This is a genomic window from Cellvibrio sp. GW822-FHT04B05 (assembly GCF_058800985.1).
On the sequence record NZ_JBXAMU010000007.1, the window covers coordinates 96,745 to 121,039 of the forward strand.

Sequence of the window (24,295 nt, forward strand, 5' to 3'; positions counted from 1 at the left end):
AGCCTGGGATTCAGGTTTGATTCGCACTGTTATTTTACTGTTACAATTCATTCAGCTTTTATTTTTCATTTCGTTTTACAGAGTGTTAATCAACCATGATTAAAAATATTTTTACTACCCTTATTCTGGCGAGCGCGGTTACGGCTTATGCACAACAACCGGCTGCTCCTATCCCGACAAATTCCCTGCCGACACCGGGCGCTGCCCCAACGATAGAGCAGAAACCAACGGTGATTCCAGCGGCGCCGCAATTGGCGGCTAGCGGTTTTATTCTGGTTGATGCCACCACCGGCAGCATTGTTGCCGAAAATAATTCAGAGCAGCGCTTGCCACCAGCGAGTCTGACTAAAATGATGTCCAGTTATCTGGTCGTCGATGAAATCGAAAAAGGCCGTATCGCCGAAGACGCTATGGTAAACATCAGCGTTAAAGCCTGGAAAATGGGCGGCTCACGTATGTACGTGAAAGAGGGCACCCAGGTTTCGGTAATCGATTTGCTGCGCGGTGTCATTATCCAGTCGGGCAATGATTCGACAGTAGCGCTCGCTGAATATGTGTCGGGCAATGAAGATGCATTCGTTGATGTGATGAATCAAAAGGCGGCGCAGTTGGGTATGAACAATACCCATTTTGAAAACTCTACCGGTTGGCCAGCAGAGGGGCATTTGACCACTGCGAAAGATTTGGCAGTGCTGGCACGTGCAATCATAAATGATCACCCGACGCATTATCCTATCTACGCGGAAAAATATTTTTTCTATAACAACATTCGCCAACCTAACCGCAATTTGTTGTTGTTCCGCGATGAATCTGTCGATGGTTTAAAAACCGGTCACACCGAAGAAGCGGGTTATTGCCTGGTCGCATCCTCCAAGCGCGAAAACACCCGCTTTATTGCAGTGGTGATGGGTACCGCAAGTGAAAAGGCACGCGCAGCAGAAACTGAAAAATTATTGGCATATGGTTTCCGCTATTTCCAAACTACCTCGCTTTATCAGGCAGGGCAGCAAGTGAGTATATCGCGCGTATGGGCCGGTAAAACGCAAGAAGTAGCCTTGGGCATTCCCAACAATATTGTCCTGACGTTACCGAAAGGTCGCGAGCAAGCGCTGCAAGCAAAAATGCATATCAATGAAATTATTAAAGCGCCGATTGCCGCTGGCCAGGAATTGGGAAATCTCACGGTAGAGCTGGATGGCCAATTGTTGGTGAATACTCCGATTGTTGCCTTGCAGCCAGTCGAGGAAGCCGGATTTTTTGACCGCCTGATCGACAATTTGAAATTATTTTTTCGCAATTTATTTAGCTGATCGCTAGAATCAATCCGCTGATGGTTGCCATACCGGCAACTATCCGGAACCTCTGAACCTTTTCCCTTTAGTTCAACAAGAACTTCCGGCTTCAGCAATTCCGTCTGCGCAGGTGTTATTGTTGCTTTGATTTCCTGCGTTGTTTTGCCGATATGCATCCGGTGGGGCGGGCAGCGGTTCAATAACCGACCTACTCAGATAAAACAATTCAAGGAGCTTTTGTGTCTACTAATCCCAGCCAAACCAATCCCTACCAAACCCCCGAAGGTCAATTGACCCCCGATGATCAAGCCGTTGGCGAGATCAGATTTTTTTCGCCATCGTCACGCATTAATCGTCTGCGTTATTGGGCGCACTCCGCCCTGTTTAGTTTGGGCGCGCTGGTCGTGCTTGCCATTATTGGCTTACTCTCAATCTATGTTTCCGCTACGATTGGCATAATTTTGGGTGTGCTGGCGTATATTGGAATAATTGTGTTCAGTTTTATTTTGATCATCCAGCGACTGCACGACTTGAATAAAACCGGGTGGATGTCTCTGTTGGCAATTATCCCACTCGCCAATATCTATTTGATTGTGTTGCTTGTATTTTTCAAAGGCACTGAAGGTCGCAACGATTTTGGTTTGCAGACGCCACCTAATAAAACCTGGCATTGGATCGCCGCGTTTGCGATTCCTGTATTTGGAGTTGTTTTGGGTATTCTTGCTGCTATTGCGCTTCCAGCCTATCAAAGTTATATGGAAGCCGCTCAAGGTTTTGATTCCTCCTATGACTCACAGAATTCAGATGCTTATCCATCTGAGTACACTGAAGACGGCGCAGTTGAAGATAATACCTTTAACGAAGAAGCGCTTGAGCAAGATGTTGATACACTGCCTGATCAACCGCTTGATGAAACTGAAGCTGAGATAATTGAAGAAACCGAATCGGACACGCCGCAATAGTTATCGTGCTTTTGCTAAAACATAAGGCAGCTTAGGCTGCCTTATGTTTTTTTATAGGGTACATCTTGGTAATTTATTTTTATATCGTGTCATATAAGCATTTAGTGCCTTATATTTTTTGCTTACTACGCATATATTCTCTTTGTCCTGCATACGTATTCATCTTGCCCGGCACCTCCTGAAAAACTATTCTGTAGTTGTAGTCATTTTGTAAAAATCCTGTTAGCGATAAACAACCAATTATTTTCATAATAAAGACGATATCGGGCAATTCCACCCTGCGTTGATCCAACGCCTTGCAAATACTCTTACATAGTAGATCTTGATCAACAGCCAATAGTCGCTCATTTTCCGCGACCCGGAAGGCTATGCAATTTGTTTTTTATTTTGAAGCCGGATTGCAAACTTACTAACCGCCAAATAACAGGTGCATCGCCGCCTCTGGCTTCGTTCTGCCTTAAATAATATCAATTTACATAACAATAATATTTCCAGGCGCGCGGTGCTTAAAGCCTTGCCTGCTTACCCCATCATAGAGAGACGCTATGTATATGCCATCAGCTCGTTTCACTGACTCCCGTTTTAAGGGTTCCTGTTTCACTGCTGCCGATTTCACCAGACAGTGGCAGCGTTGTTTCCTATCCAGTTGTTTTATTGTGCTCGCATTTTTTTATGCTCAGTCGGCACAAGCCCAAAACTGGAGCAACAGTTATTTTCGCGGTACTCCGAACAATTGGGCCGCTACTCCGCTGACTAAAAATACAAGCAGTGGTTTATGGGAAACGCAACAAACATTTTCTGGCACTAACCCGCGCTTTAAAATCAGCCGCTATATCGATAACTGGAATGAAGCTTATCCAGCGCAGGATTATTTAATTACCGGTGGTGATGGCGACTATAAAATTACCTTTAACGACACTACTAAAGCTGTTGTTGCGACCAAGCTACCTATTTCCATTCCTGCAAATAATATTTGTTTCAGTAATCCCAATAATGTTGCAGTGCCTTATATTTATTTTTGGAATCCGCTGCCCGTTGGCGCAGTGACCCCTTTGCCCGCTTGGCCCGGTAAGAGTATGACCAGGCGTGGCACTTTTTATTGTTATGATTTCACCGCGTCGATACCTGCCGGAATGCAGATGCCGACCTCACTGGATGTTATTTTTAGCAATAATGGTGCAAACCAAACGGCTAACCTGAAATTTACTGGCGCCGCTTGCTATGAAAATAATACCTGGAAAGCATTGTCGCAATGCGGGTTTAATGTTTTGACCAGTTCATCTGCCGCAAGTATTTCTTCTGCAGTAGTTTCTTCGTCTTCTTCGATATCATCATCGTTGATTCCTTCGTTGTCTTCTTCGGTAATTGCGTCAAGTAAATCCGGCTCATCGCCTGCATCTTCATCGGGCCTTGCTGCAACATCCTCAAGTCAGGCATCAATTGTGATCAGTTCTTCGGTTTCCAGTTTTTCTTCCAGTAGTTCAGCTGCTACCGCAAAAACAAAAATTTATTTTAAAAATACCGCCAACTGGACATCGGTGAATATCCATTATTTTAATGTTCTGCCTGCACTGACTGCTTCTACCTGGCCTGGTGTAGCGATGGTAAAAAATGCCGCTGCGCCCACTTTTTTCAGTTATGAATTTATCGGTGCGGTTAATTCCGCTGGCATAGTATTTAATTCCAATAGTAATCCTAAAACGGCAGATTTAAATTTTGTTGCGCCCAATAATTGTTATGACTTTGGTACTGCGAGTTGGAAAACGGCAAGTGCATGCGGTGTGCCGACAGATCTGGTTGCCAACGCCGGAGTAGATCGTAAAGCTAACATCAATACCCGTCAGGTATTATCAGCTGCCGCATCTACGGGGAATTATGTTACGGCGAATTGGACAAGCACTGCGTGGACAGGTGTGTTGACTGGCAAACAAGTGGTAACTCCATTGCTGACGACAACGGGCAGCATCACAGTAACGCTCACACTCACTGCTGCTGATAACAGCACAGCAACCGATACAATGGTGATCAATGTTGTCACAGCTACACAAGCATTACCCGAGCGCCCGCAACTGGCGGCACCTTTGGGTTTTCCCATTACCGGTACCGTAAGTACTGGAAAATATCGTTTCGTAAATGCCTACCCGAATTTAAATGAGTTTTTCTTTTCGCCGGTAATGGTTACTAACGATGGCATTAACGATCTGGTGTATGTCGTCGACAAAGAAGGGGCGATTTACGTATTCCCGAATAAAGAAAATGTTATTGCAACAGAAGTGCGCAAGCTGTTGGATATAAAATCCACCGTACTCAATAACAATGAAAGCGGTATGTTGAGCATGGTGTTTGATCCACATTTCGCCACCAATGGTTTTATTTATGTATATTACATTTTTGGTGAGACTGATAACTTTTATCCGCGCACCGATAGCATGGTCGGCGGTAAAACCGGCGACGCCATTATCGAGCGCTGGACAGTCGATAATCCTGTGAATCCAACCTCTGCCGGTTCCAAAGTCGAAGTCTTGCGCATTCCGCAAATTGGTGAAGACCACAAAGGCGGCATGATGCAATTTCATCCCACCGAACAATATTTATATGTGGGTATAGGCGAGGGCGGTTACGGTCACAGTGCGTTTGCACAAAATCCATTGCCGAGCGATCCTTACAATCGGCGCACCAATAACAGCGCGCAAGATCCAACAACCTTGCGTGGAAAATTTATTCGCATCGAACCATTAGCGCAGGCGGTGGATGGAAAATATTATCGCGTGCCAGCGGATAATCCGTTTGTCGGCCGCGCCGGTTATTTGCCGGAAATCTGGTCCATGGGGCATCGCAATCCCTGGCGCTGGGCGTTTGATACGGATGCTCCTTATACGTTGTGGGAAACTGAGATCGGACAAGACACTGATCTCGCCTACGAAGAAGTTAACATCATTACCAAAGGCCAGAATTACGGTTGGCCGGTGTGTGAGGGCACGCGCAACCGTGGCGTGCTTGGCGGCGATGCTGCAAAAAATTGCCTGACTGATTTTGTTCCGCCGCGCGAAGGTTATGGCCGCACCTCGGGTGTTTCGATTATCGGTGGATTCGTTTATCGCGGCAGCGATTTGCCTAATCTCAACGGCAGTTTTATTTTTGGTGATTACGTCAGCAAGCGTCTCTGGTCGGTCGCTAATGATGGGCAAGCGAAAAAATTAATTAGCGAGGCTTTCCCGCATTACATTTCATCAATTGGTAAAGACCTTAAAAAGAATTTACTGATTTCCAGTCACGGTCGTGAACTCGGTGGGCCATCCAGTATTTTCAAAGCGGTTGATGATGATGTCGCATCCGCACAAATTCCGCCGACGTTATCGGCAACCGGTTTGTTTGCCGATTTGCCCAATGTAATTCCTGCGCACGGCGTTATTGAATACACATTAAATACCACCGGCTGGTTTGATAGTGGCAAGATGCGGCATTTTGTAGCGATTCCTAACGCGAGCAAAATTACCTTTGATCCGATAGCAATATGGAATTTACCAGTTGGTTCGGTGGTGGTGAAACATCTTGCGGTGGCGACATCGGTGAATGCCAATAAACCATTTACCACTTCAGTATTGTTCCGTCAGGAAACCGGTTGGCAAGCGGCGAATTATCGCTGGAATACCGCCGGTACCGATGCGGATTTAGTGACTGAATCTTCCGTCGAACCCGATGGTGGTTTGGTGAGCGTAGTGCGCAAAGTTGAAACGGGCAGCACCTGTGCCGGTTGCCATAAAGATACTGACGGAAAGTTAACGCCGCTTGCGGTGGACACACACCAACTAAATGGCAATTTTAATTATCAAGGTATAACTAAAAACCAATTGGAAGTATTTAATGCGATTGGTTTATTTACGGCTGCCATAGATGTTTACAACAGTGGTAACGGTAGCAGTTACGAAAAATTTGCTGCACCCACTGACGCGAGTGTGGATTTGACTGCGCGCGCAAAATCTTATTTGCACACCAATTGCGCGCACTGTCACTCAGGTATTTCGGGTGGTATGGATTTGCGTTTCGGTACAGCACTGGAAGCGATGAAATTAGTGAATGATCACAACCGCATCGTGCCCGGTATTCCTGCGAACAGTAACGTTTACAAATATCAAACCGGTGCGGGCATGCGCATGCCTTACGGCTCAGTTGCGACCAATCCCGAAGCAGAAACCTTGTTCCGCAATTGGATTAACGAATTGGGTGTTGATGTTAGCCAAACCGGAATTGATGTAACTGCAACCAAATCATCGCCTGAAGTTAATGAAGTGGTTGGTTTAAGTTTGGAGGCGGTTTACAGCAACGGCACCAGACTGCCAGCAGCAGGCACAGTGACTTGGACATCCAGCAATCCTGCGGTGATTTCCACCCAAGGTAAAACTGGTGCAGCGATTAATGTCACTACATTATCAATTGGCACTGTGACTATTACGGCGAGCAGCGATGGTTATAGCGATAGCATTACGCTGGACATTATTCCCGCAGCAAATCCTGTTACTGCTTTAGCGATTGCCGGCACTGCGAATCTGCGGATTAAAACTGGCGAGACGCAGCAATTAGCGGCTGTCGCTACGACGGGTGATGGGTTGTTGGGAATGACTTCGCAAGTCACCTGGACAAGCAGTAATACATCGGTAGCAAATGTCTCTGCTGCCGGATTGGTTACCGCTGGTGCTACCGCGGGCACTGCAACAATTACGGCAACTTACGGTGCGTTTTCCACCACTTATACCGTGACGGGTTTGGGCGCAGGTCAGTACGTTTACGTGAAAAAACCGGCGACATGGGCGATGGTCAATACACATATCTGGACAAACCAGAGCGGCACCTTGACGGTGCGCACCGGCAATTGGCCAGGGCCAGCGGTAACGGAAACTGCACCCAAATACGGTGCCGGTTGGTTGCGTGTGTTTATTCCTGCGGCATGGGCAAATACATCGGGCAATACCAATATTATTTTCAGCAACAACATGGCTAACCAAACCGCAGATTTAACCGTGAGCCAAACCAATCCGGGTTGGTATGACGCGGCATGGTTAACCGCTGAACCCGCACTCGCCGTTGTAGAAGCGGGTACACAAATTCAGGTAGGTAATGGCACTGCGACTATCGCGAGCAGTGCAAATCTGAGTGGAAAATTATTTGTGCCCGGCACACTGGCCGATATCAAAGCCAATGCCGCTGGCCCTGGCATGAAATTCGTTCACTGGGAAGGAACGGGTGCTGCGTATTTGTTGGATGCGAATAGCGCGAATACAAAAATGGTGGTGGGCAGTGCAGTCTCGCTCACGCTGCTTGCGGTGTTCGATAGCATTACAGATCAACATCAAGTTGCGCGCAGCCATTATCAAAGCCAGGGTTGCATCGGTTGTCACGGCAGCGATGGCAATGGCACGCCATCGCTGCTCGATTTGCAAACACGCTACACCCAAACCAGTCTCGCAAATTACATCGCCGCCAATATGCCCAAAGGTAATGTCGGCAGTTGTACGGGGACTTGTGCGACCAGCATTGCCGCGATGATTTTTGCCGAAGCATTTATTACGCCTGCGGGAGTGTGCAGCGCAGACAGCCTTGACGATTTGATTCCACAAGATCGCAGTTTCCGTTTGTTATCCACACTCGAATACAACAATTCAGTGCGCGATTTATTGGGGCTGACAAATAATATCGATGTCACCAGCGGGCGTATTCCAGCGGACTTGCCGGTGAATGGATTTAAAACCAACGCCAATGCAATCTTCACCAACGATTACGCTAAAGGTTATGTATTAGCAGCGGAAGCTGCTGCGGCGATGGTGAGTAATATTTACAGCCTTACTCCTGGCTGTAGTAATGCGACCTGTTTTGTGCAGAACTTTGGCAAGCGCGCTTATCGTCGTCCGCTTAGTACGACAGAAGTGACGAAATTAGTTGCACTGCAATCGGCGCAAGGCAATCTTGCATTGTTGACGGCGATTCTCTCGTCGCCATCCATGTTGTATCGCTCGGAAGTGGGGGAATTAAAAGGTACTTATTACGAACTCACCGATTACGAAGTCGCCGCTATGTTGTCCTATACCTATTGGGCAACAACACCAGACGCAGCATTAATGGCAGCAGCAGATGCAGGGCAATTAAGTACATCCGCGCAAATTTCTGCCAAGGTTGCACAGATGCTGCAAGATCCGAAAGCACAAATTGCGTTTGAGCGTTTTATTACCGGTTGGTTGGATCTTGATAAGGAAATTAAAACAACGGCGCTAAGTGCAAGCCTTAAAGTGGACATGAAATCCGAAACGATTGAACTGGTAAAACGCACTGTATTCGGCGGCGGTAGTTACAACGAATTGCTTAATGCAAATTACAGTTACATGACGCAACAGCTCGCTACCCATTATGGTTTGGCTTGGCCGGGCGGCAGTGGTGTACAGCGTGTGGATTACAACGCAGATAACGCCGAACGTCGTGGCATATTGGGGCACGCTGGAATTCTCGCGATCCAATCTGCATCGGAAAAAACCCATCCGGTAAAACGCGGATTGTTTGTGCGGCGCAATTTGCTCTGCCAGGATTTTCCACCGCCACCGGTAGGCGCGGAATTAAAGCCGCAGGAGGATCCGAGTCTCACCGTGCGTGAACGTTTTGAACATGCGCACTTGAAGGAAGGTTGCGAGGCGTGCCATCAATATATCGACGGCATCGGCTTTGGTTTGGAAAATTACAACGCACTCGGTTTGTATGTCACCACCGAAAAAACGGATAACGGGTTAATTAAGGCGATTAACTCACTCGGTTATATTGGCAGTTTAAATTCGGCGGAAACTTATTTGTCAGAATCGGAACCCGTAGTTGCCTATCAAGGTATGGACGAATTGGCTGGCTTGATTGCCGGCAGCTCCAATGCCAAAGCCTGTTATGTGCGACAGTGGTATCGCTACACACGCGGTCAACTGGAAGAAGTGACTGACAGTTGCACGCTGCAAGTGTTTGGTAAAACCTTTAAAGAATCGTCTAACGCAAGTATGTTGGATCTGATGATCCAATTTACCCAAACCAAAAACTACATCTTGCGTAAATAACTGAGGAGGGCATTAAGATGAATGTATTAAAAAATAAAATGCAGCGTCGCGATTTCCTGCGCAGTATTGCCAAGTTGGGTTTGACTACCGCATTCACCAGCCAATTTATGTTGTCGGCCAATGTGTTTGCACAAACGGCGGGCGCCAAGCGTTTTATCATGGTGTATTACCCGAATGGATGCGTGCGCGACAAATGGCATTCCTATAACGCGGGTGCATTGGGTAGCAACAGTTTTGCTACCAGCCCACTGCAACATTTAAACGCGCACCTCACAAAAATTGTGCCGATAAAAAACCTGACCTATAACGGCCACGGCGGTAGCTCTGGCCACCCGGAAGCGTGTCGCGCGGTATTTTCCGGCGGGCAGGAATACGCAACGACATTTGATGTCGCCATCGGTGAAGCGCTTGGTGGGCGCTTAACCAAAAATATGCACGTAGGTGTTTGGTCAAGCAAAGCAAAGGGCACCGAATATATGCCCTTTACCGACAAAAATCGCAATAAAATCCAGGTATCCGACAATCCACAACAAGTGTATGACGCGCTACTTGCCGATGTGGTTGGCAGCAGTAGCGGCACACCTGATCCCGACGCCGCGCGCCGCAAAAAAGTATTGGAAACATTGCATGAAAATCTGGATTTATTGCAGGCCAATACGCTCAATGTAAAACAACAGGGTAAATTGTTAACCCATGAAGAGGCATTGAATTATTATCAAAATACCCTCAGCGGTACTTTGGATATTGGCGGTACTGGTTTTTCTCGTCCCACCATCGGCATGACCGGAATTGATGATGATGCGGATGCAATCGCCAAAGCGCAAATGCGCAATATCGCCATGGCATTCCAGGCGAATGTTACGCGCACCGCAACATTCCAATTTATGGGCGCACAAGATGAATCTTTAAGGATAATTTCTCCCGATATCCGACCCTATATGGGTGATTACGGTTCGGGCATAAAATTAACCTACAACGAAACCCGCAGCCACGTCAGCTCACACAATGAATCATCATTGTTTGATGCACAAACCCGCTGGTACAACATCATGGTCGCGTATTTGATGGACGAACTTGCTGGCCGCCCCGATGTAACCTACGGTGGGACACTACTGGATAACACATTAATCCTGGTAATGTCCGAAGTCGGCGGCGGCAACCACCAACAAGAAAATCCCGGCATTTATGTTGCAGGCGGCGCAGGTAATGCAATCCGCTCAGGCACAGGTATAGATGCAAATAACGCAGGTATATCGAATTTGTATCTGGATATTTCCAAAGCCTTTGGATTGAATTGGGGAAGGTATGGGAATAGTTCGGGTGGGGTGACTGGCTTTTTGAGATAATTCAAAATCGTTTTTAGGTAACTGGAAACCACCCGGCAGGTATTGCCGGGTGGTTTTATTTTTTTAAACTCGTCTTCACCTAATGATGGTTGCTGAAGAAAATGGAATGCTATTTGGTCGGTTTATTTTAAATTTAAAAAATCGAGTTAAAATAATTAGATGTAAAATCTGACATAGGAAAGATTTTGAATATCGGTAGCGGAGTTTGCCGCACATGATTCTGTTCCCTCAATTACAACCACTGATTGTGATGCGTATGCCGCTAGCAGTAGGCTGTAAGTTTCTTTTCCTCCAGGTGAAGAAGAATCAAATTTAAAACTCCAAAAGCTACTAGTAGAACATCCTGTTGACCAAGGTGCAGTGGTCGAATGGTTTTCGACTCTGACAAGAATTGTATTGCCCAAGTTGGGTCCTGAGGCTATTGACTGAATTTTCCCTGAAAATCCTGCTGCATTAGTGGTAATGGAGATTAACGAAAAAAAACAAAATAGGAAAAGTCTTTTCATTTTAAATGCCTCATTTTTTTAAGTAAAAAATGCCTGATTAACCTGGTTTTATCCAGGTTGCTACTGCGTTTACTAATGGGTTTTAAAGGGTAATTTTGCGAATATTTTGCAGATGCAAAAATACCCTGCTTGGTTGCCTTATTAGACGATACGAGTTGATGTTAATTACGTTTTATGTTGCTTTTTAGGCGATGATTAGGGTTTTAAAACAAACATTGTGGCAAGTGGGATATTTGCTAAACATTTCCCGGTTCCATCAACATACAGCTGAAAGGTTTTTTGTGTGCTTATTGCAAATAAAAGACCGGAATATGCTCTGTCAATTAATTTGGGGTCACTAATAATAACTGCATTTTTTTTGATGCAATACGAGGATGCTTCACCAATAATATCAGCTTTTAAAACTATATATAATCCTTCGGGGGAGCTATTGGAGTTATTTGGCTGGACAATTTGTATGCTTTCAATGTTAGATGAGGTTAATACAAGCCATTGCGCGGAAAAAGCAATTTGTGGGCTAAGCATTAAAATTGTAGCAACAATAAAATTACGCATTTGTATTTTTCCTGTAAGGGTTATGGTTTATTAGGGAAGTTACGATAAAAGATTATAATATCGTTGTTATTGCCGAGGTTATTTCTTTGTAGATAAGAAATTTATCCTTCGTATGTGAAAACATCAAGCTTCGATGTATGTTCTGTATCCATTCTTACAACACCCCCGCGCTCTTAATTTCCAAATACGCATTCGCAACGCGCACCGCTAATTCATTGGCGGTGCAGTCGATTGCGTAGACGCCGGCGGCGGTAAGTTTGCGGTGGGATTCGCGGCGTTCGTGGAGGAAGCGGCGGACGCCAGCGTAGTTTAGGGAGTCGTCGAAGGTGCGGACGGGGATTTCGTAGAGTTGGTCGAGGACTTGTTCGCGGATGTTGGCGACCATTACCAAATGGCGTTTCTTTAGTAGGTTTACGGCAAGCAATAATTCGCTGTTGTCTTCATCACGCGAGTTAGTGACTAAAATGACCAGCGAGCGTTTTGGCTGGAGAATGGCCAGTTTTTCTGCGGCGGTAATATAGTCGGCGGTGGATTGGTTTGCGTGCAGGTCGTAAATGCCGTTGAGCAATACTTTTACTCGTTCAACTCCTTTTTGTGGCGGAATCCAGCGGTGTTGATTGCCAAAACTCATCAAGCTGACGTTATCGCCTTGTCGTAATGCGATATAACTCACTAGCAGCATCGAGTTGAGCGCGTGATCGAAATGGCTGAGTTCATCGTCTTTCGCGCGCATGCGGCGGCCGCTGTCAATCATCAGGACGATTTGTTGATCGCGCTCATCTTGATAATCGCGTGCGATTAATTTCTGCCGACGCGATGTCGCTTTCCAATCCAATTGACGCAAGCTGTCGCCCTGGCGATATTCGCGCAACTGGTGAAACTCCATGCCTGCACCACGGCGTTGTTTCTTTTTAATACCGATTTGGCTGGTGTGATTTTCAGTGGCGAGAATCGCATAGTTAGCGATGGTAACAAAATCCGGATACACCTTTGCGCTAGTGGTTTCACCGACCCAGTAACGGATGTGCCAAAAACCCAGTGGACTTTTAAATTGCACGTGAGTTTTATTTAATTCCAGCGAACCGCGCACCAGTGGGCGCAATTGGTATTGGCTGGTGCTGATGCTATTGGGTTGCAGCGCGATTTGCAGCGGCAAATTATCGTGGTTGGCATTCGCAGGTACGCCGTCAAAAATCTGGATATCGGTAGCTTCAATGAATTGATGGCGGATACGCAGTTTTACTTCAGTCCATTTATCGACAGCGAGATTACCGGGCAATTCGCGGGTGATTTCTACTGGCGGTAAACGGCGCGATAGCAACCAGTCGAGCAGTGCGATAAGGGTAATGCCGAAAAATATCGCCTGCGGTAAATAAGCCGCAGAATTCCAGTTAAAATAATGGGCGCTAAATGCATTAATAAAAACCAGCGCACCCAAGAGCGCAAAGGCAAGTATCAATCGTAGGCTGGGAATCCATGTTCTGCGCATAATATTATTTCAATAAGGGAATCAATGCCTCGGAGCTTCAACCTGCAATAAAATATTGTGCAGAATCCGCTCAGCAGCGATGCCTTCAATCGCCAATTCAGGCGATAACAAAATCCGGTGGCGTAGCGCGGGGATAAACATTTTTTTCACATCGTCAGGCGTTACAAATGCGCTGTTGTTGAGCAATGCATAAGCGCGTGCTGCAGAGAGCAACGCAATACAGGCGCGCGGGCCAGCGCCACGGGAAATGCCAGACCAACTGCGTGTGGCGCGCACCAGTTTCACCACGTATTGCAGGATTTGTTCGTCTACGGTTATTTGCTCGGCCATTTTTTGCAGGCTTAATACGTGAGCGGGTTTTAACAATGTGCGGATATGCTCCAGACCAAAACCGCCTTGCGATTGTGAAGTCACCTGGCGCAACATAAATTGCTCGTCGCTCTCGCTTGGGTAATCGATAATTACCTTCAACATAAAGCGATCAAGTTCTGCTTCCGGTAGTGGATAAGTGCCCTCCTGCTCAATCGGATTTTGCGTCGCCAACACCATGAACGGCTCGCCGGTTTTGAAGGATTCACCTTCAATGGTGATTTGTCCTTCCTGCATGACTTCCAGCAATGCCGCCTGGGTTTTGGCGGGTGCGCGATTGATTTCGTCGGCGAGCAGTAAATTGGTAAATGCCGGGCCGCGACGAATTTCAAATTCCTGCTTTGCCATATTAAACATCGCATGGCCGGTCACATCACTCGGCATTAAATCCGGTGTGAATTGCACGCGCGAAAATTGCCCGCCAAAACATTTGGCGAGGCTGCGCACCAATAGGGTTTTACCTAAACCGGGTACACCTTCAATCAAGACATGGCCACGTGCGATCAGGGCAATCAGCACTTGCTCGATCACGGTGTCCTGGCCGATCAACACCTTTTTAATTTCGTTAAGTAAATTATTGGCAGCGGTGCTCGCCTGCTGCAGTCGATTTTGCAAACTCTCGCTGGAATCCGCCGCTTTGTTATTTTCAATGCTGTCGTTGTTGATGTTTGAATCAGTCATAGTTTTTTCCTGAAAGTTTTCCGGCTACAGATTGCTGCCATGCAGCTGTTTACGGATTGTTTGCAAATGTGCAATCGCTGCGGCAAATTCCTGCGGGTGATGCAAGCTGGTAGCGAAGAGAGCTTGTTGGATATCAGCATGGTTAATACCGGTTAATTCCTGTAAAAATTCCACGCGCTGTGTTGGTGTGGCTTGGCTCGGATTTGGATGTTGTTCATCCATTCTATCCAGGATTTCCTTGCGTAATAATTCCAGTAACTGCGGATGCTCCTGCTTGCGCCACAGCAACATGGCGCTGGCATAAATGTGTTCGGCCAAACTGCGGCGACCAGTTTGCTCAACAACCAATACTGGACCAAAGCGCAAGCTTTTTGCCCACAGCCACAATACCAGCGCAATCAGTGCGGCGAGCACACCATAACTTGCATTGCGCCACAGGATGGTGGCGAGAGAGGGGGCATCCTGATTTACTAAAAACCATACGCGCCCTTTGGGGTTCGTTAATCGCCACAATGCATAGGCATGATCGTGGCAGTCGATGCGTTGGTTCGCCCAAATATAGTTGTCGCTGGTGATAGTGACAGAGCCGGAACCTACATCAAAATAAAGCAGGTGCTCATGTTTTTCATCGTAGTGATGATCTTCTTCCTCGCTATCTTCGCCTGCGGCAATTGCTGCTTCCAAATTACTTCTGAATAAGCCATTTTCTTTCAGAGTTTCTATGTCCGGGGTTTCAACCTGTTCATCTGTTTCTTTGCTCTCAGGTGTATTGCCACTTTGCTTTTCGGCGTGGGCAACGTAAGAGTAATAAATAAACGGACGCGAATTACTGAAATCGAATGCAAGCGGCTTTTCTTCGCCACCAAAGGTGATGTTGACTGGTGTTTCATCCAGCGAGCAGCGATAGTAATCTTTTGGCTTTTCTTTTGTGGTTTTTTTATTTTTCTTCTTTTTGTCGATTTTTGCAGTTTCTGTTGTTTTTTCTACCTTATCAGCAATGTCCTTGCCCGATGTTTCCGCAGATATTCCTTTTGCATTGTCGGTGCTTTTCGTTTCATCGGTTTCTTCATACTCCAATTCTTCATCATCAGAGTTGTCTCGCGCTGAATCACCTTCGACCGCTCGCTCGAATTTATCGGCAATTTTATCGAGTGCACCGCGATTGTCATTGTTTCTTTCTTCCGGAGCCAGTTCAATATTAAAGTCACTGAGCAGTGCATCTTCTTCGCTGGTGTGAGTGCCGACAAAAGGGTTTTGCGTCGAGGTAATTAAAGTTCCGCCATTTTCTACCCATTCGTAAAGTGTTTTGTAGCGTTCTTCGCTCAGGGTTTTGTAACCGTTGATAATCACGATGGTGTCCTGCGCGCCGAGTTTGATGTTGCGCCAGGAATGATTATCCAACAGGCTCAGGTTTTTAACGGTAGTGGCTTGCACGCCGTGTTTGCGCAGGAAAATTTCTGCCGCGAGGAAATCATTCTGGTTGGCTTCTTTGGAATAACCCAGATCGATTTCTGTTTCTTCCCAGACTAATGTTGTGTACCACCGGTAGCCCGCACCAATCAATATCAACGCGATAGCGCCGAGCAGCAACCAGCGTTGCCGCACGCTTAAATTCTTGCTGTTTCTATTTTGGGTGTTGTTATTTGTACTGCTCATCGTGCCGTTCCTTGCGCAGGAGTAGCGGAGGATTGCAGCCAGCATTGGTTCCAGGTTGCGCACAAATCTTGCGCGGTTGCGGCGGTGGGCATCAGGTGACCGTAGGCTAAATGTTGCCACACACGAGTCAGGCGAGCGAAGTAATCGATACGGGTTTGCGCGTTAGTATTTTTTATAAAATATTCGCGCATTAATTCCACACACTCCAATTCGGTGTGGCCATCGTGAATATCGACGCCGCTGTGAATTAAATGAAACAGACTGGCGCGGTAGAGCAGGGCGAGTGCTGCACGGGTATTGCCCGCTTGCAATAAACTGAGAGCGTTGGCGTTGATGTCTTCCGGCAGTGATTCACGTGTAAGGTCCATACCAAAAAGGGTAATGGGTTTTGCCTTGGATGCCGGTGTCGGGCTGATGCGTACAAATTGTGCAGCCAGCCAGTTGCGATAGCGATAGGTGACAAAAACGATCAGCGCGGCAACGCCCAACCATAAAAGTATTTCCAATAAACTGGCCGCGGCAAGAAATCCTTCAACGTTGCGCAAAAAGTCGAAGAATTTTTTCCAGAACTTAGTGGAACCTTCATCTTCATCCGGCTCATCAAATTTGATGGTGCGGGTAATTTCCTTGCGACTGAATTCGGTTTGCTGCATCACTTCTTTAATAGAAGCCTGTGCCTGGATGCGATCAATCTCGGCAAATGTGCCGACGGGTTTATCAATGACCGGCTCGGCTTTATATTCTGTATCGGGTGACATTTCTGTAGAGGATTCTACTTCCGGTAATTGATCGTCAGCATAGACATTGCGTTGTGTATCGATAGAAAAAACGCTAAAGCCGAGCGCAAATGCAAACAACCATGAAGCGAGGGTGGTATTGCTGTTGCGACGTTTATTGGCAATACGGCGGAAGGCAATGTCGATATCCCAGGCTTCCAATTTAATGCGGCGATTTAAATAAAGTGCAAAACCGCAAGCGACATAAAACGGTGCAGTGAGGCCGAGCGCAACATACCAGAGTAAAAGTTGCAGGTTGTGTAGCTCGATGGAATCCTGAGTGAAAAATAATCCGGCCCATTCGATATTCAATTCCTGTGGCAGCAAAGCCCAGATAAAACTGAGGATGCCAATCCACAAGAAAAATTCCATTCCCAATCCCATAAAGCTGATCCAGCCAGCGGGCGATGAATCTTCGCGATGCAATACACCCAGACGCTCTTGTCGCCGCGTGCCGGATAAACCTTCGAGCTGCAACACCGGTAAATCCATTGAGCGGCTCGGGCTGAAACGGCGCCAGGTCAAGCTGGCGATAATTTGTTTGAGCGCGAGCGACGGGAGTAATTTGAATGTGCTGCGCGTATCGGGCAAATCATTAAACACTGCGTGGCTGAGAATATGCAGCAGCGGTCGCTCATAAATGGGTTTGAGCCACCATATCAAAGCACCGCCGAGCCAATACCATTTCCATGGGATGATGAATGCCAATACAAAAATAGGAAAGCTGGCGAGCAACCATACTTTCATCATCGGTAACCACCAGCGCTTGGCCATCAATATGCCGAGGTCAACAGCCTCCCATGCACTGCGCGGGCGAATTTCCAGCGTGACTTGATCCAGATTCATTGGCGTGCGCCCCCACTTTTTTCACTCGTGGTTGCTGATGCGGTTTCACCGCGCAGGCCGCGTCCGCTGAAGACCAAATAACTGATGACGATTGTCCACAAGAATCCGCCGACCAAATATTTTTGCCAGGGCATAAGGATATTGTTGGATGACCAGAAGGCTTCAATAAATGCGGCAATCACCAACATGATGATTACACCGTACACCAGTTGGACCGCAATTTTGCTGGCGCGCTTGAGCGATTCTTTGCGGGTGAGGTTTCCCGGTGCGAGCAAGCTGTAGCCGAGTTTTAATCCAGCTGCGCCAGATATAGCAATCGCGGTCAATTCAAAACTGCCGTGCCCTACCACGAAGGTAAAAAATGTTTCGGTAAATCCAGCGTTGGTCAAATGACCGGCAACGGTGCCCATCAGCAAGCCGTTAAATACAAGGAAAAAAATCGAGCCGACGCCAAATAAAATTCCCGATGCAAAGGTACGAAAGGAAACGCCGATATTGTTGCTGATATAAAAACCGAACATTTGCACATTGGTTTCGGAATCACGCGCGCTGCCGAGTGTGCGATTTTGTGGATCGTACATGCTCTCGTATTGGCTGACTTGTTCGGGTGGGCTGATGGTGTAGACCAGATCCGGTTGCCAGAGGATCGCTAAAAACATCAGCAGTCCGGGAACATAAAGCAGTGCCGTCGCCCACCAGATATAGGATTGCTGCTCGCGCACCAGCCGTGGAAACCCCGCCACAATAAAACTGGTGAATTGCTGCATAAACGGCTGCTTGCGGCGATAGAGTTGTTGATGGCCGCGCACCACCAGATCGCCCAGTTTATCGACCAGGTGGCTGGAGTAGTGGCGATCTTTTGCCAGCGCGTGGAAGTGGCAGAGGCGGCGATAGCGGCTGGCGAAACTCGCCAATTCATCACCTTTAAGTTTGCCGTCGGGCTTTTCCAGTTCGATGATCTGCAGTTCTATGACGTGCCAGAGCGGTTGGTAAAGTTGCTCGAATTGTCCTTGTTTCATCGCTGCCGCTCCTAGTGTTTGCCAACCATGGTATTAGCCATTTGTTTGATGGCGATCACCGGGTCTTTGCTGGCGAGCAGCGGTTGGAGGATGGTCGCCAATTCGCTTTGGCGTTCGGCCGATAAATATTTGCTGCGCTCGGCAAAGGCGAGCAGCGCGCGTTGTTCATCGGTGGAGAAATCGGCCGGTACAGGCAATTGGCCGCGCACTTCAAAATTGGGTTCGCGTGCGTGCGGCGCTTCGTAAATCACCATGCTGCCGGCAGCTAAATCGCCGAGGCGTTTGAACTGGCGGTTGCACAGGCTGGCGATAATCCCGGTGAGGTAGAGCAGCGGCAGGAAATCCACTACCCGCAGCAGGTTGCGCAGCAGCGAAGGGCCAAAGGTAATGGGTGTGCCGTCATCGTTGACCACGCGGATGCCCATCCATTTTTTGCCGGGGGTGCGGCCTTGACGGGTGACCTCAAAAAAGACGGGATAAAACCATTCGAGTAAAAAGGTCAGGATCAGCGCTATGCCAACGCCCATCCCACCCAGCAGAGAGAGTACGATAAAGATCACCGCGGTGATACCGAAACGGATCATGATATCGAGCAGCTGCGCCAGTATGCGCACGCCGAAGCCGGCTGGCGTCAGCGGAAGCAGGGCGCCTTCCGGGGTTTCAAGTGATTGGCGGGTATCGAGTAACAAATCCAATTGTCCTTACGCTATACGGGCTGATGCTGTTCCAGTGTGTCGCCTTAATTATTGTTTGCACACAAATGCAGTGGGCGAGAATAGCTGATCCTCAGGCTGCTGAATAGGCCGCTGAACAAGCAAAACCGCTCTCTTTATACCTTGCGATACGGGCTTTTGTCCCCATCTAGGCGTTATAATTCGCGCCTCGCTTACAGGTTTACCTTTATGTCCCAGCAAGAACCCCCAAGAATTGAATTCCCCTGTGAAAACTACCCGATCAAAGTGTTGGGCGAGGCAGGGCCTGAGCTGCACAGCTATGTAGTGGAGATCATGGAGCGCCATGCGCCGGGTTTTGACCAGGCGCGTATCACGGTACGGGAGAGCAGCAAAGGCCGCTATCACTCGGTGACTGTATGGATTACCGCGACCGGTGTTGAGCAGTTGACCGCGATCCACGAAGACCTGCGCACCAATCGCAATATCAAAATGGTGATGTAAGTTGTCGTCACCCCGCATTTTAGAGGTCGTCAAGCTCGGGCGACAGGATTACCAGAGCTGCTGGCAGGCGATGACCGGGTTCACCAACCAGCGTACGCCGGAGACTCTCGACCAGTTGTGGCTGGTTGAGCATCCGCCCGTATTTACCCAAGGGCAGGCGGGCAAGGTGGAGCATGTGTTGTTCCCCGGCGATATTCCGGTAGTGCAAAGTGATCGCGGCGGGCAGGTGACTTATCATGGCCCCGGCCAGTTGGTGGCCTACCCGCTGCTCGACTTGCGCCGCTTGAAAATAGGTGTGCGTGAGCTGGTGACCTCTATTGAGCAAACCATAGTCGCGACCCTTGTCCATTATGGGATAGATTCAGCTGCAAAGCCTGATGCGCCAGGGGTTTACGTGAATGGTGACAAGATTGCCTCACTCGGTTTGCGCGTGCGGCGCGGCTGCAGCTTTCATGGGCTGGCGCTGAATGTGGATATGGATCTGGCGCCCTTCCTGCGCATCAATCCCTGTGGCTACCAAGGCCTTGCTATGACCCAAATGCGCGAGCTTATTCCCGAATCACCGTCGTTAGCACAGGTTCAAGACCAACTTGTTACGGAATTCGCGCGGAAATTGGGCTATGAAACCTGTACAATGCGCGCCATAGATATTGGTCGGGAGCCGGGCGAGGGCTAGTGCGGCACTCCCGCAGCATCCCCCGCCCGATTCCCTCTATGCCTCAAGTAAGGCCAAAAAAAGCAAAGAGTTTTTTATGTCTGATATGTCACCCGTCTCCACTTTTATTCCCGAGCTGCAACCGGTCAAACGCACCGAGCGCCACAAGCAGGGCGAGAAACTGCGCGATGCCGACAAAGTTGAGCGCATTCCGGTAAAAGTAATCGCCACCGACCGCGATGACATCCCGCGCAAACCCGACTGGATTCGCGTGCGCATTCCTGCATCGCCGGAAGTTGAGCGCATCAAAACCATTCTGCGCAAAAATAAATTGTCCTCGGTATGCGAAGAAGCCAACTGTCCGAACCTGGGTGAATGTTTCAGCGGCGGCACTGCCACCTTTATGATCATGGGCGATATCTGCACCCGTCGTTGCCCCTTCTGCGATGTTGGCCACGGCAAGCCCAATCCACTCGACGAACACGAGCCGCGCAAGCTCGCCGAAGCGATTGCCGAGATGCGCTTGAAATACGTGGTAATTACCTCGGTAGACCGCGATGACCTGCGCGATGGCGGCGCCCAGCATTTTGCTGACTGCATCCGCGAAGCGCGCGCGCTGAGCCCGAAATTACAAGTCGAAGTGTTGGTGCCGGATTTCCGCGGCCGTATGGATATCGCATTGGATATCCTCGAAAAAGAGGCGCCCGATGTGTTCAACCACAATATGGAAACCGTCTCGCGTTTATATCGCCAGGCGCGCCCCGGTGCCAACTACAATTGGTCGCTGGAATTGCTCAAGCAATACAAAGCGCGTCGCCCTGATGTGTTGACCAAATCCGGCTTAATGGTTGGCCTTGGTGAAACTAAAGAAGAAATTATTGAAGTAATGCAGCACATGCGCGATCACGATATCGACATGCTCACTATCGGCCAATATTTGCAGCCATCCAAAGATCACATTCCCGTTGCGCGTTACGTGCATCCCGATGAATTTGCGGAATACACCAGACTCGCAGAAGAAATGGGTTTCAAACACGCCGCCTGTGGTCCGCTGGTACGTTCGTCTTATCACGCGGATAAACAAGCGCATGGTGAAGATGTGAAATGGTTTGGCGAAACAAAAAAAGCCTAAATATTTTCTGTATTGTTTAGTCAAAACTCCCGCAAGTCGGGAGTTTTTTGTCTTTACCGATGTCACTTATTTAACTGGCGCGTCATTCTGTATCTTATAAAATTGCGGCTATAGTTAATTCACCCCTTTGTTGCGTTTAATTATTGTGAATCTACCCAGCTCCACGCTCATGCTTGCCCCTGATATTTTTGTATTGGAAAAGAAGCCGGAATTTTTTGCGCAGGTTGCGCAATGGCATCATCAGGAATGTGAGCGTCAAGGTTTAAAATCCTCTATCGCGCTGCGCCAACAGCGGTTGGTATTGCACGTACAAGAAAACGCCATTCCCAAAACACTTATCGTCTTGCGCGACAACCAATTAGTCGGCTGCGCCAGCCTCGTCAACTATACCTATCGCAGCAGCGAACGCATGCCCAAAGTCGCCAGCCCCAGCCCGGTATGGCTAAGTAATTTATTTGTGCTGGAAGAATTTCGCTATCAAGGCATCGGCAATTCACTCATCGATGCCGCAAAAAATTACGCGCAGGATTTGGGTTTGGAGGAGCTTTGGCTTTCCGCCACTGATTACACTGACTATTACCAAAAACGCGGCTGGGAAATTGTGCGTCGTACAAAATTAGGTGGCAGACAGGTTAATGTGATGCGGGTGGGTTTGTGAAATATTGGCGATTTAACCGGTTGTGACTTTGCCCTAAAAATTCAAAAAATCAATGCAACTTTGCAAACACCTCGGGATGTTGTTCCGCAATACGAAGTAATGCAATTGCGGGTCCCTGCGGGCTGCGTCTGCCTTGTTCCCAATCTTGCAGTGTGCGGATGCTTACACCAAGTAGTCCAGCAAATGAGGACTGGGATAAATTTAATTTGGTGCGTATTACTTGTGGTGCTGATGGTTCTGATAATTCAGTTACTTTAAGTCGTAAGTTACCTTTCTTAAACTCATTAATTTCTTTAATGCCTGCCAAAATTTCTGCACCAATATCACGATTTTTCATGATCAATAGCCTCTGCAATTTGTTTCAAGATATGTCCTGCAATAGTTGCGCGTTCCGATTTGCTATATAAGGTCAACATCCAAATTTCATGCTCAGACTTTTTCCAATAATAAATGATTCTAACTCCACCGCTTTTCCCTTTACCTGCTGGCGCCCAGCGAACTTTGCGAACACCACCGGAGCCTTGGATTAAGTCGCCAATATCCGGTTTTTGGAGCAAATAGGTTTGCAGGCCGCGATAATCCTCATCCGAGAGATGTTCAGCCAAGAGCTTGGTAAATAGGGATGTCTCAATAAATATCATTACCTGAATTATACGGCGATGCCGGATAATTGCAATATTGAATTTGTGAGGGATAACTTTTTGCAGAAGCTCCCAAGCGGAGCTTGGGAGCAGGGGCTAAATTTCCTAAAATCAATGCAACTTCAGACGTGGACGTAACCACTTATTTAATTTTCCGCCGAGCATAATCAAGCCGGTGCGGATTAATCCGTGGATGGCTAACTGGTGCATGCGGTAGAGCGATACGTAAACGATACGTGCCAAGCGGCCCTCGATAAACATGCTGCCTTTACTTAGGTTGCCCATCAAATTGCCGACAGTTGAATAGCTTGCCAATGAGATCAGCGAGCCGTGGTCGGTGTATTTGTAGGTGTGTAATGGTTTGTTGTTCAGTAGCGCGATTAAATTGGTGTAGCAAGTGCTCGCCATTTGATGCGCGGATTGCGCGCGCGGTGGAACGCGTGAGCCGTCGGGATTGGTAAATTGTGCGCAGTCGCCGATCGCGAAAATATTGGCGTCGCACGTGGTTTGCAGAAATTCATTTACGTGTAATTGGTTGATGCGATTGGTTTCCAGCCCGGCGATATTGGCCATAAATTCCGGCACTTTAATTCCTGCTGCCCACACCATTAAATCCGCTTCAATTAATTGACCGTCTTTGGTGTGCAAGCCTTCTTTGGTGGCAGACGTGATCATGGTATTGAGTTTTACATCGACGCCAATTTTTACCAGCTCACCGTGTGCTGCGCCGGAAATTCGCTCCGGCAGTGCGGGTAAAATACGCGGGCCAGCTTCGACCAGGGTGACACTCAAGTGCTCTTTGGAAACTTCATTGAAACCGTAGTTATGGATTTCATGCACGGCGTGATGCAATTCGGCCGAGAGTTCCACGCCGGTCGCACCGGCACCGACAATCGCAATGCGCACGCGGTCATCGGCACCGGGCAAGCGTTGGATACGCAAAAATTTATTTAATAATTTGTTGTGGAATTTGTGCGCTTGCGTGGGACTATCGAGGAACAGACAATTATCTTTTACGCCTTCGGTGTTGAAATCATTGGAGATGGAGCCAAGTGCGATAACCAGATAGTCGTAAGGAATGCGTGTCGACGGTAAAAATTCAATGCCTTCATCGTCGTGCATGGGCGCAAGTACAACTTCGTGTTTGTCGCGGTCGATATCAACCATGCTGCCGACGCGAAAGAAAAAGTGGTGCGCATTGGCGTGGCCGCGATAACTGACTGCATCCACGTCTTCATCCATAGTGCCTACCGCGATTTCATGTAACAGCGGTTTCCATAAATGTGTGGTGTTACGGTCAATCAGGGTTATTTCTGCTTGCTTTTTGCGGCCGAGTTTTTCGCCCAGTTTGGTAGCAAGCTCTAGTCCTCCTGCACCACCGCCAACAACAACTATCCGGGGTTTACTACTTGGGTTTTGCATTGATATACCTGCATGGTAAGTTGATAAATCGGT

At 48.0% G+C, this 24,295-nt stretch carries 19 protein-coding genes; 8 read left to right on the top strand and 11 right to left on the bottom strand.

Annotation, left to right across the window (positions count from 1 at the left end):
* Nucleotides 1–95: 95 nt before the first annotated feature.
* The 4 genes from AC1RJL_RS19370 (at nucleotide 96) to AC1RJL_RS19385 (ending at nucleotide 10,682) form a co-directional block, all read left to right on the top strand.
* Nucleotides 96–1,310 carry a D-alanyl-D-alanine carboxypeptidase family protein gene (locus AC1RJL_RS19370; RefSeq protein ID WP_492917105.1) on the top strand — a complete coding sequence of 405 codons (1,215 nt, stop codon included), beginning with the start codon at nucleotides 96–98 and terminating at the stop codon, nucleotides 1,308–1,310.
* Between the two features lie 221 nt (nucleotides 1,311–1,531).
* On the top strand, nucleotides 1,532–2,254 hold the full coding sequence (locus AC1RJL_RS19375) for a DUF805 domain-containing protein (RefSeq protein ID WP_492917107.1): 723 nt from the start codon (nucleotides 1,532–1,534) through the stop codon (nucleotides 2,252–2,254).
* Nucleotides 2,255–2,799: 545 nt separating this feature from the next.
* Complete coding sequence (locus tag AC1RJL_RS19380) at nucleotides 2,800–9,336, top strand: starch-binding protein (RefSeq protein ID WP_492917109.1); 6,537 nt, start codon at nucleotides 2,800–2,802, stop codon at nucleotides 9,334–9,336.
* A 17-nt stretch (nucleotides 9,337–9,353) separates the two neighbouring features.
* The gene (locus AC1RJL_RS19385) at nucleotides 9,354–10,682 is read left to right on the top strand and encodes a DUF1552 domain-containing protein (protein ID WP_492917111.1); all 1,329 of its coding nucleotides are present in this window, start codon (nucleotides 9,354–9,356) and stop codon (nucleotides 10,680–10,682) included.
* Between the two features lie 155 nt (nucleotides 10,683–10,837).
* On the opposite strand, the gene AC1RJL_RS19390 is transcribed toward AC1RJL_RS19385, so the two are convergent.
* The 8 genes from AC1RJL_RS19390 to AC1RJL_RS19425 form a co-directional block, all read right to left on the bottom strand.
* The gene (locus AC1RJL_RS19390; RefSeq protein WP_492917113.1) at nucleotides 10,838–11,188 is read right to left on the bottom strand and encodes a hypothetical protein; all 351 of its coding nucleotides are present in this window, start codon (nucleotides 11,186–11,188) and stop codon (nucleotides 10,838–10,840) included.
* Between the two features lie 195 nt (nucleotides 11,189–11,383).
* The gene (locus AC1RJL_RS19395) at nucleotides 11,384–11,743 is read right to left on the bottom strand and encodes a hypothetical protein (protein WP_492917115.1); all 360 of its coding nucleotides are present in this window, start codon (nucleotides 11,741–11,743) and stop codon (nucleotides 11,384–11,386) included.
* Between the two features lie 154 nt (nucleotides 11,744–11,897).
* Nucleotides 11,898–13,232, bottom strand: a complete 1,335-nt coding sequence (locus tag AC1RJL_RS19400; protein ID WP_492917117.1) for a DUF58 domain-containing protein — start codon at nucleotides 13,230–13,232, stop codon at nucleotides 11,898–11,900.
* 21 nt (nucleotides 13,233–13,253) lie between these two features.
* Nucleotides 13,254–14,282, bottom strand: a complete 1,029-nt coding sequence (locus tag AC1RJL_RS19405) for an AAA family ATPase (protein ID WP_492917119.1) — start codon at nucleotides 14,280–14,282, stop codon at nucleotides 13,254–13,256.
* 24 nt (nucleotides 14,283–14,306) lie between these two features.
* A complete protein-coding gene (locus tag AC1RJL_RS19410) occupies nucleotides 14,307–15,938 on the bottom strand; it encodes a DUF4350 domain-containing protein (RefSeq protein ID WP_492917121.1) in 1,632 nt (543 codons plus the stop codon).
* Nucleotides 15,935–17,560 carry a DUF4129 domain-containing protein gene (locus AC1RJL_RS19415; RefSeq protein WP_492917123.1) on the bottom strand — a complete coding sequence of 542 codons (1,626 nt, stop codon included), beginning with the start codon at nucleotides 17,558–17,560 and terminating at the stop codon, nucleotides 15,935–15,937. Before AC1RJL_RS19415 ends, AC1RJL_RS19410 begins: the two co-directional genes overlap by 4 nt.
* Complete coding sequence (locus AC1RJL_RS19420) at nucleotides 17,557–18,579, bottom strand: stage II sporulation protein M (RefSeq protein WP_492917125.1); 1,023 nt, start codon at nucleotides 18,577–18,579, stop codon at nucleotides 17,557–17,559. The genes AC1RJL_RS19415 and AC1RJL_RS19420 overlap by 4 nt, the downstream gene beginning before the upstream one ends.
* A gap of 11 nt (nucleotides 18,580–18,590) precedes the next feature.
* Nucleotides 18,591–19,268, bottom strand: a complete 678-nt coding sequence (locus tag AC1RJL_RS19425; protein ID WP_492917127.1) for an RDD family protein — start codon at nucleotides 19,266–19,268, stop codon at nucleotides 18,591–18,593.
* A 213-nt stretch (nucleotides 19,269–19,481) separates the two neighbouring features.
* On the opposite strand from AC1RJL_RS19425, the gene AC1RJL_RS19430 reads away from it, so the two are divergent.
* From AC1RJL_RS19430 to AC1RJL_RS19445, 4 genes are all read left to right on the top strand, one after another.
* Nucleotides 19,482–19,754: a YbeD family protein gene (locus AC1RJL_RS19430; RefSeq protein WP_492917129.1), complete on the top strand. Its 273-nt coding sequence runs from the start codon at nucleotides 19,482–19,484 to the stop codon at nucleotides 19,752–19,754.
* 1 nt (nucleotide 19,755) lies between these two features.
* On the top strand, nucleotides 19,756–20,430 hold the full coding sequence (gene lipB / locus AC1RJL_RS19435; RefSeq protein ID WP_492917130.1) for a lipoyl(octanoyl) transferase LipB: 675 nt from the start codon (nucleotides 19,756–19,758) through the stop codon (nucleotides 20,428–20,430).
* A gap of 76 nt (nucleotides 20,431–20,506) precedes the next feature.
* Complete coding sequence (lipA, locus tag AC1RJL_RS19440) at nucleotides 20,507–21,541, top strand: lipoyl synthase (RefSeq protein ID WP_492917131.1); 1,035 nt, start codon at nucleotides 20,507–20,509, stop codon at nucleotides 21,539–21,541.
* 169 nt (nucleotides 21,542–21,710) lie between these two features.
* Complete coding sequence (locus tag AC1RJL_RS19445; protein ID WP_492917132.1) at nucleotides 21,711–22,199, top strand: GNAT family N-acetyltransferase; 489 nt, start codon at nucleotides 21,711–21,713, stop codon at nucleotides 22,197–22,199.
* A 49-nt stretch (nucleotides 22,200–22,248) separates the two neighbouring features.
* Here AC1RJL_RS19445 and AC1RJL_RS19450 read toward each other — a convergent pair whose 3' ends face one another.
* The 3 genes from AC1RJL_RS19450 to AC1RJL_RS19460 form a co-directional block, all read right to left on the bottom strand.
* On the bottom strand, nucleotides 22,249–22,536 hold the full coding sequence (locus AC1RJL_RS19450; RefSeq protein ID WP_492917133.1) for a helix-turn-helix domain-containing protein: 288 nt from the start codon (nucleotides 22,534–22,536) through the stop codon (nucleotides 22,249–22,251).
* Nucleotides 22,523–22,840, bottom strand: a complete 318-nt coding sequence (locus AC1RJL_RS19455) for a type II toxin-antitoxin system RelE/ParE family toxin (RefSeq protein ID WP_492917134.1) — start codon at nucleotides 22,838–22,840, stop codon at nucleotides 22,523–22,525. The genes AC1RJL_RS19450 and AC1RJL_RS19455 overlap by 14 nt, the downstream gene beginning before the upstream one ends.
* A gap of 111 nt (nucleotides 22,841–22,951) precedes the next feature.
* Nucleotides 22,952–24,262 carry an NAD(P)/FAD-dependent oxidoreductase gene (locus AC1RJL_RS19460; RefSeq protein ID WP_492917136.1) on the bottom strand — a complete coding sequence of 437 codons (1,311 nt, stop codon included), beginning with the start codon at nucleotides 24,260–24,262 and terminating at the stop codon, nucleotides 22,952–22,954.
* Nucleotides 24,263–24,295 lie beyond the last annotated feature (33 nt).

Coding starts and splice junctions, on each gene's coding strand:
- AC1RJL_RS19430 (WP_492917129.1), top strand. CDS start 19,482: ATGTCCCAGCAAGAACCCCCAAGAATTGAATTCCCCTGTGAAAACTAC.
- AC1RJL_RS19460 (WP_492917136.1), bottom strand. CDS start 24,262: ATGCAAAACCCAAGTAGTAAACCCCGGATAGTTGTTGTTGGCGGTGGT.
- AC1RJL_RS19445 (WP_492917132.1), top strand. CDS start 21,711: ATGCTTGCCCCTGATATTTTTGTATTGGAAAAGAAGCCGGAATTTTTT.
- lipA (WP_492917131.1), top strand. CDS start 20,507: ATGTCTGATATGTCACCCGTCTCCACTTTTATTCCCGAGCTGCAACCG.
- AC1RJL_RS19420 (WP_492917125.1), bottom strand. CDS start 18,579: ATGAAACAAGGACAATTCGAGCAACTTTACCAACCGCTCTGGCACGTC.
- AC1RJL_RS19390 (WP_492917113.1), bottom strand. CDS start 11,188: ATGAAAAGACTTTTCCTATTTTGTTTTTTTTCGTTAATCTCCATTACC.
- AC1RJL_RS19450 (WP_492917133.1), bottom strand. CDS start 22,536: ATGAAAAATCGTGATATTGGTGCAGAAATTTTGGCAGGCATTAAAGAA.
- AC1RJL_RS19380 (WP_492917109.1), top strand. CDS start 2,800: ATGTATATGCCATCAGCTCGTTTCACTGACTCCCGTTTTAAGGGTTCC.
- AC1RJL_RS19410 (WP_492917121.1), bottom strand. CDS start 15,938: ATGAGCAGTACAAATAACAACACCCAAAATAGAAACAGCAAGAATTTA.
- AC1RJL_RS19385 (WP_492917111.1), top strand. CDS start 9,354: ATGAATGTATTAAAAAATAAAATGCAGCGTCGCGATTTCCTGCGCAGT.
- AC1RJL_RS19400 (WP_492917117.1), bottom strand. CDS start 13,232: ATGCGCAGAACATGGATTCCCAGCCTACGATTGATACTTGCCTTTGCG.
- AC1RJL_RS19455 (WP_492917134.1), bottom strand. CDS start 22,840: ATGATATTTATTGAGACATCCCTATTTACCAAGCTCTTGGCTGAACAT.
- AC1RJL_RS19370 (WP_492917105.1), top strand. CDS start 96: ATGATTAAAAATATTTTTACTACCCTTATTCTGGCGAGCGCGGTTACG.
- AC1RJL_RS19395 (WP_492917115.1), bottom strand. CDS start 11,743: ATGCGTAATTTTATTGTTGCTACAATTTTAATGCTTAGCCCACAAATT.
- AC1RJL_RS19415 (WP_492917123.1), bottom strand. CDS start 17,560: ATGAATCTGGATCAAGTCACGCTGGAAATTCGCCCGCGCAGTGCATGG.
- AC1RJL_RS19405 (WP_492917119.1), bottom strand. CDS start 14,282: ATGACTGATTCAAACATCAACAACGACAGCATTGAAAATAACAAAGCG.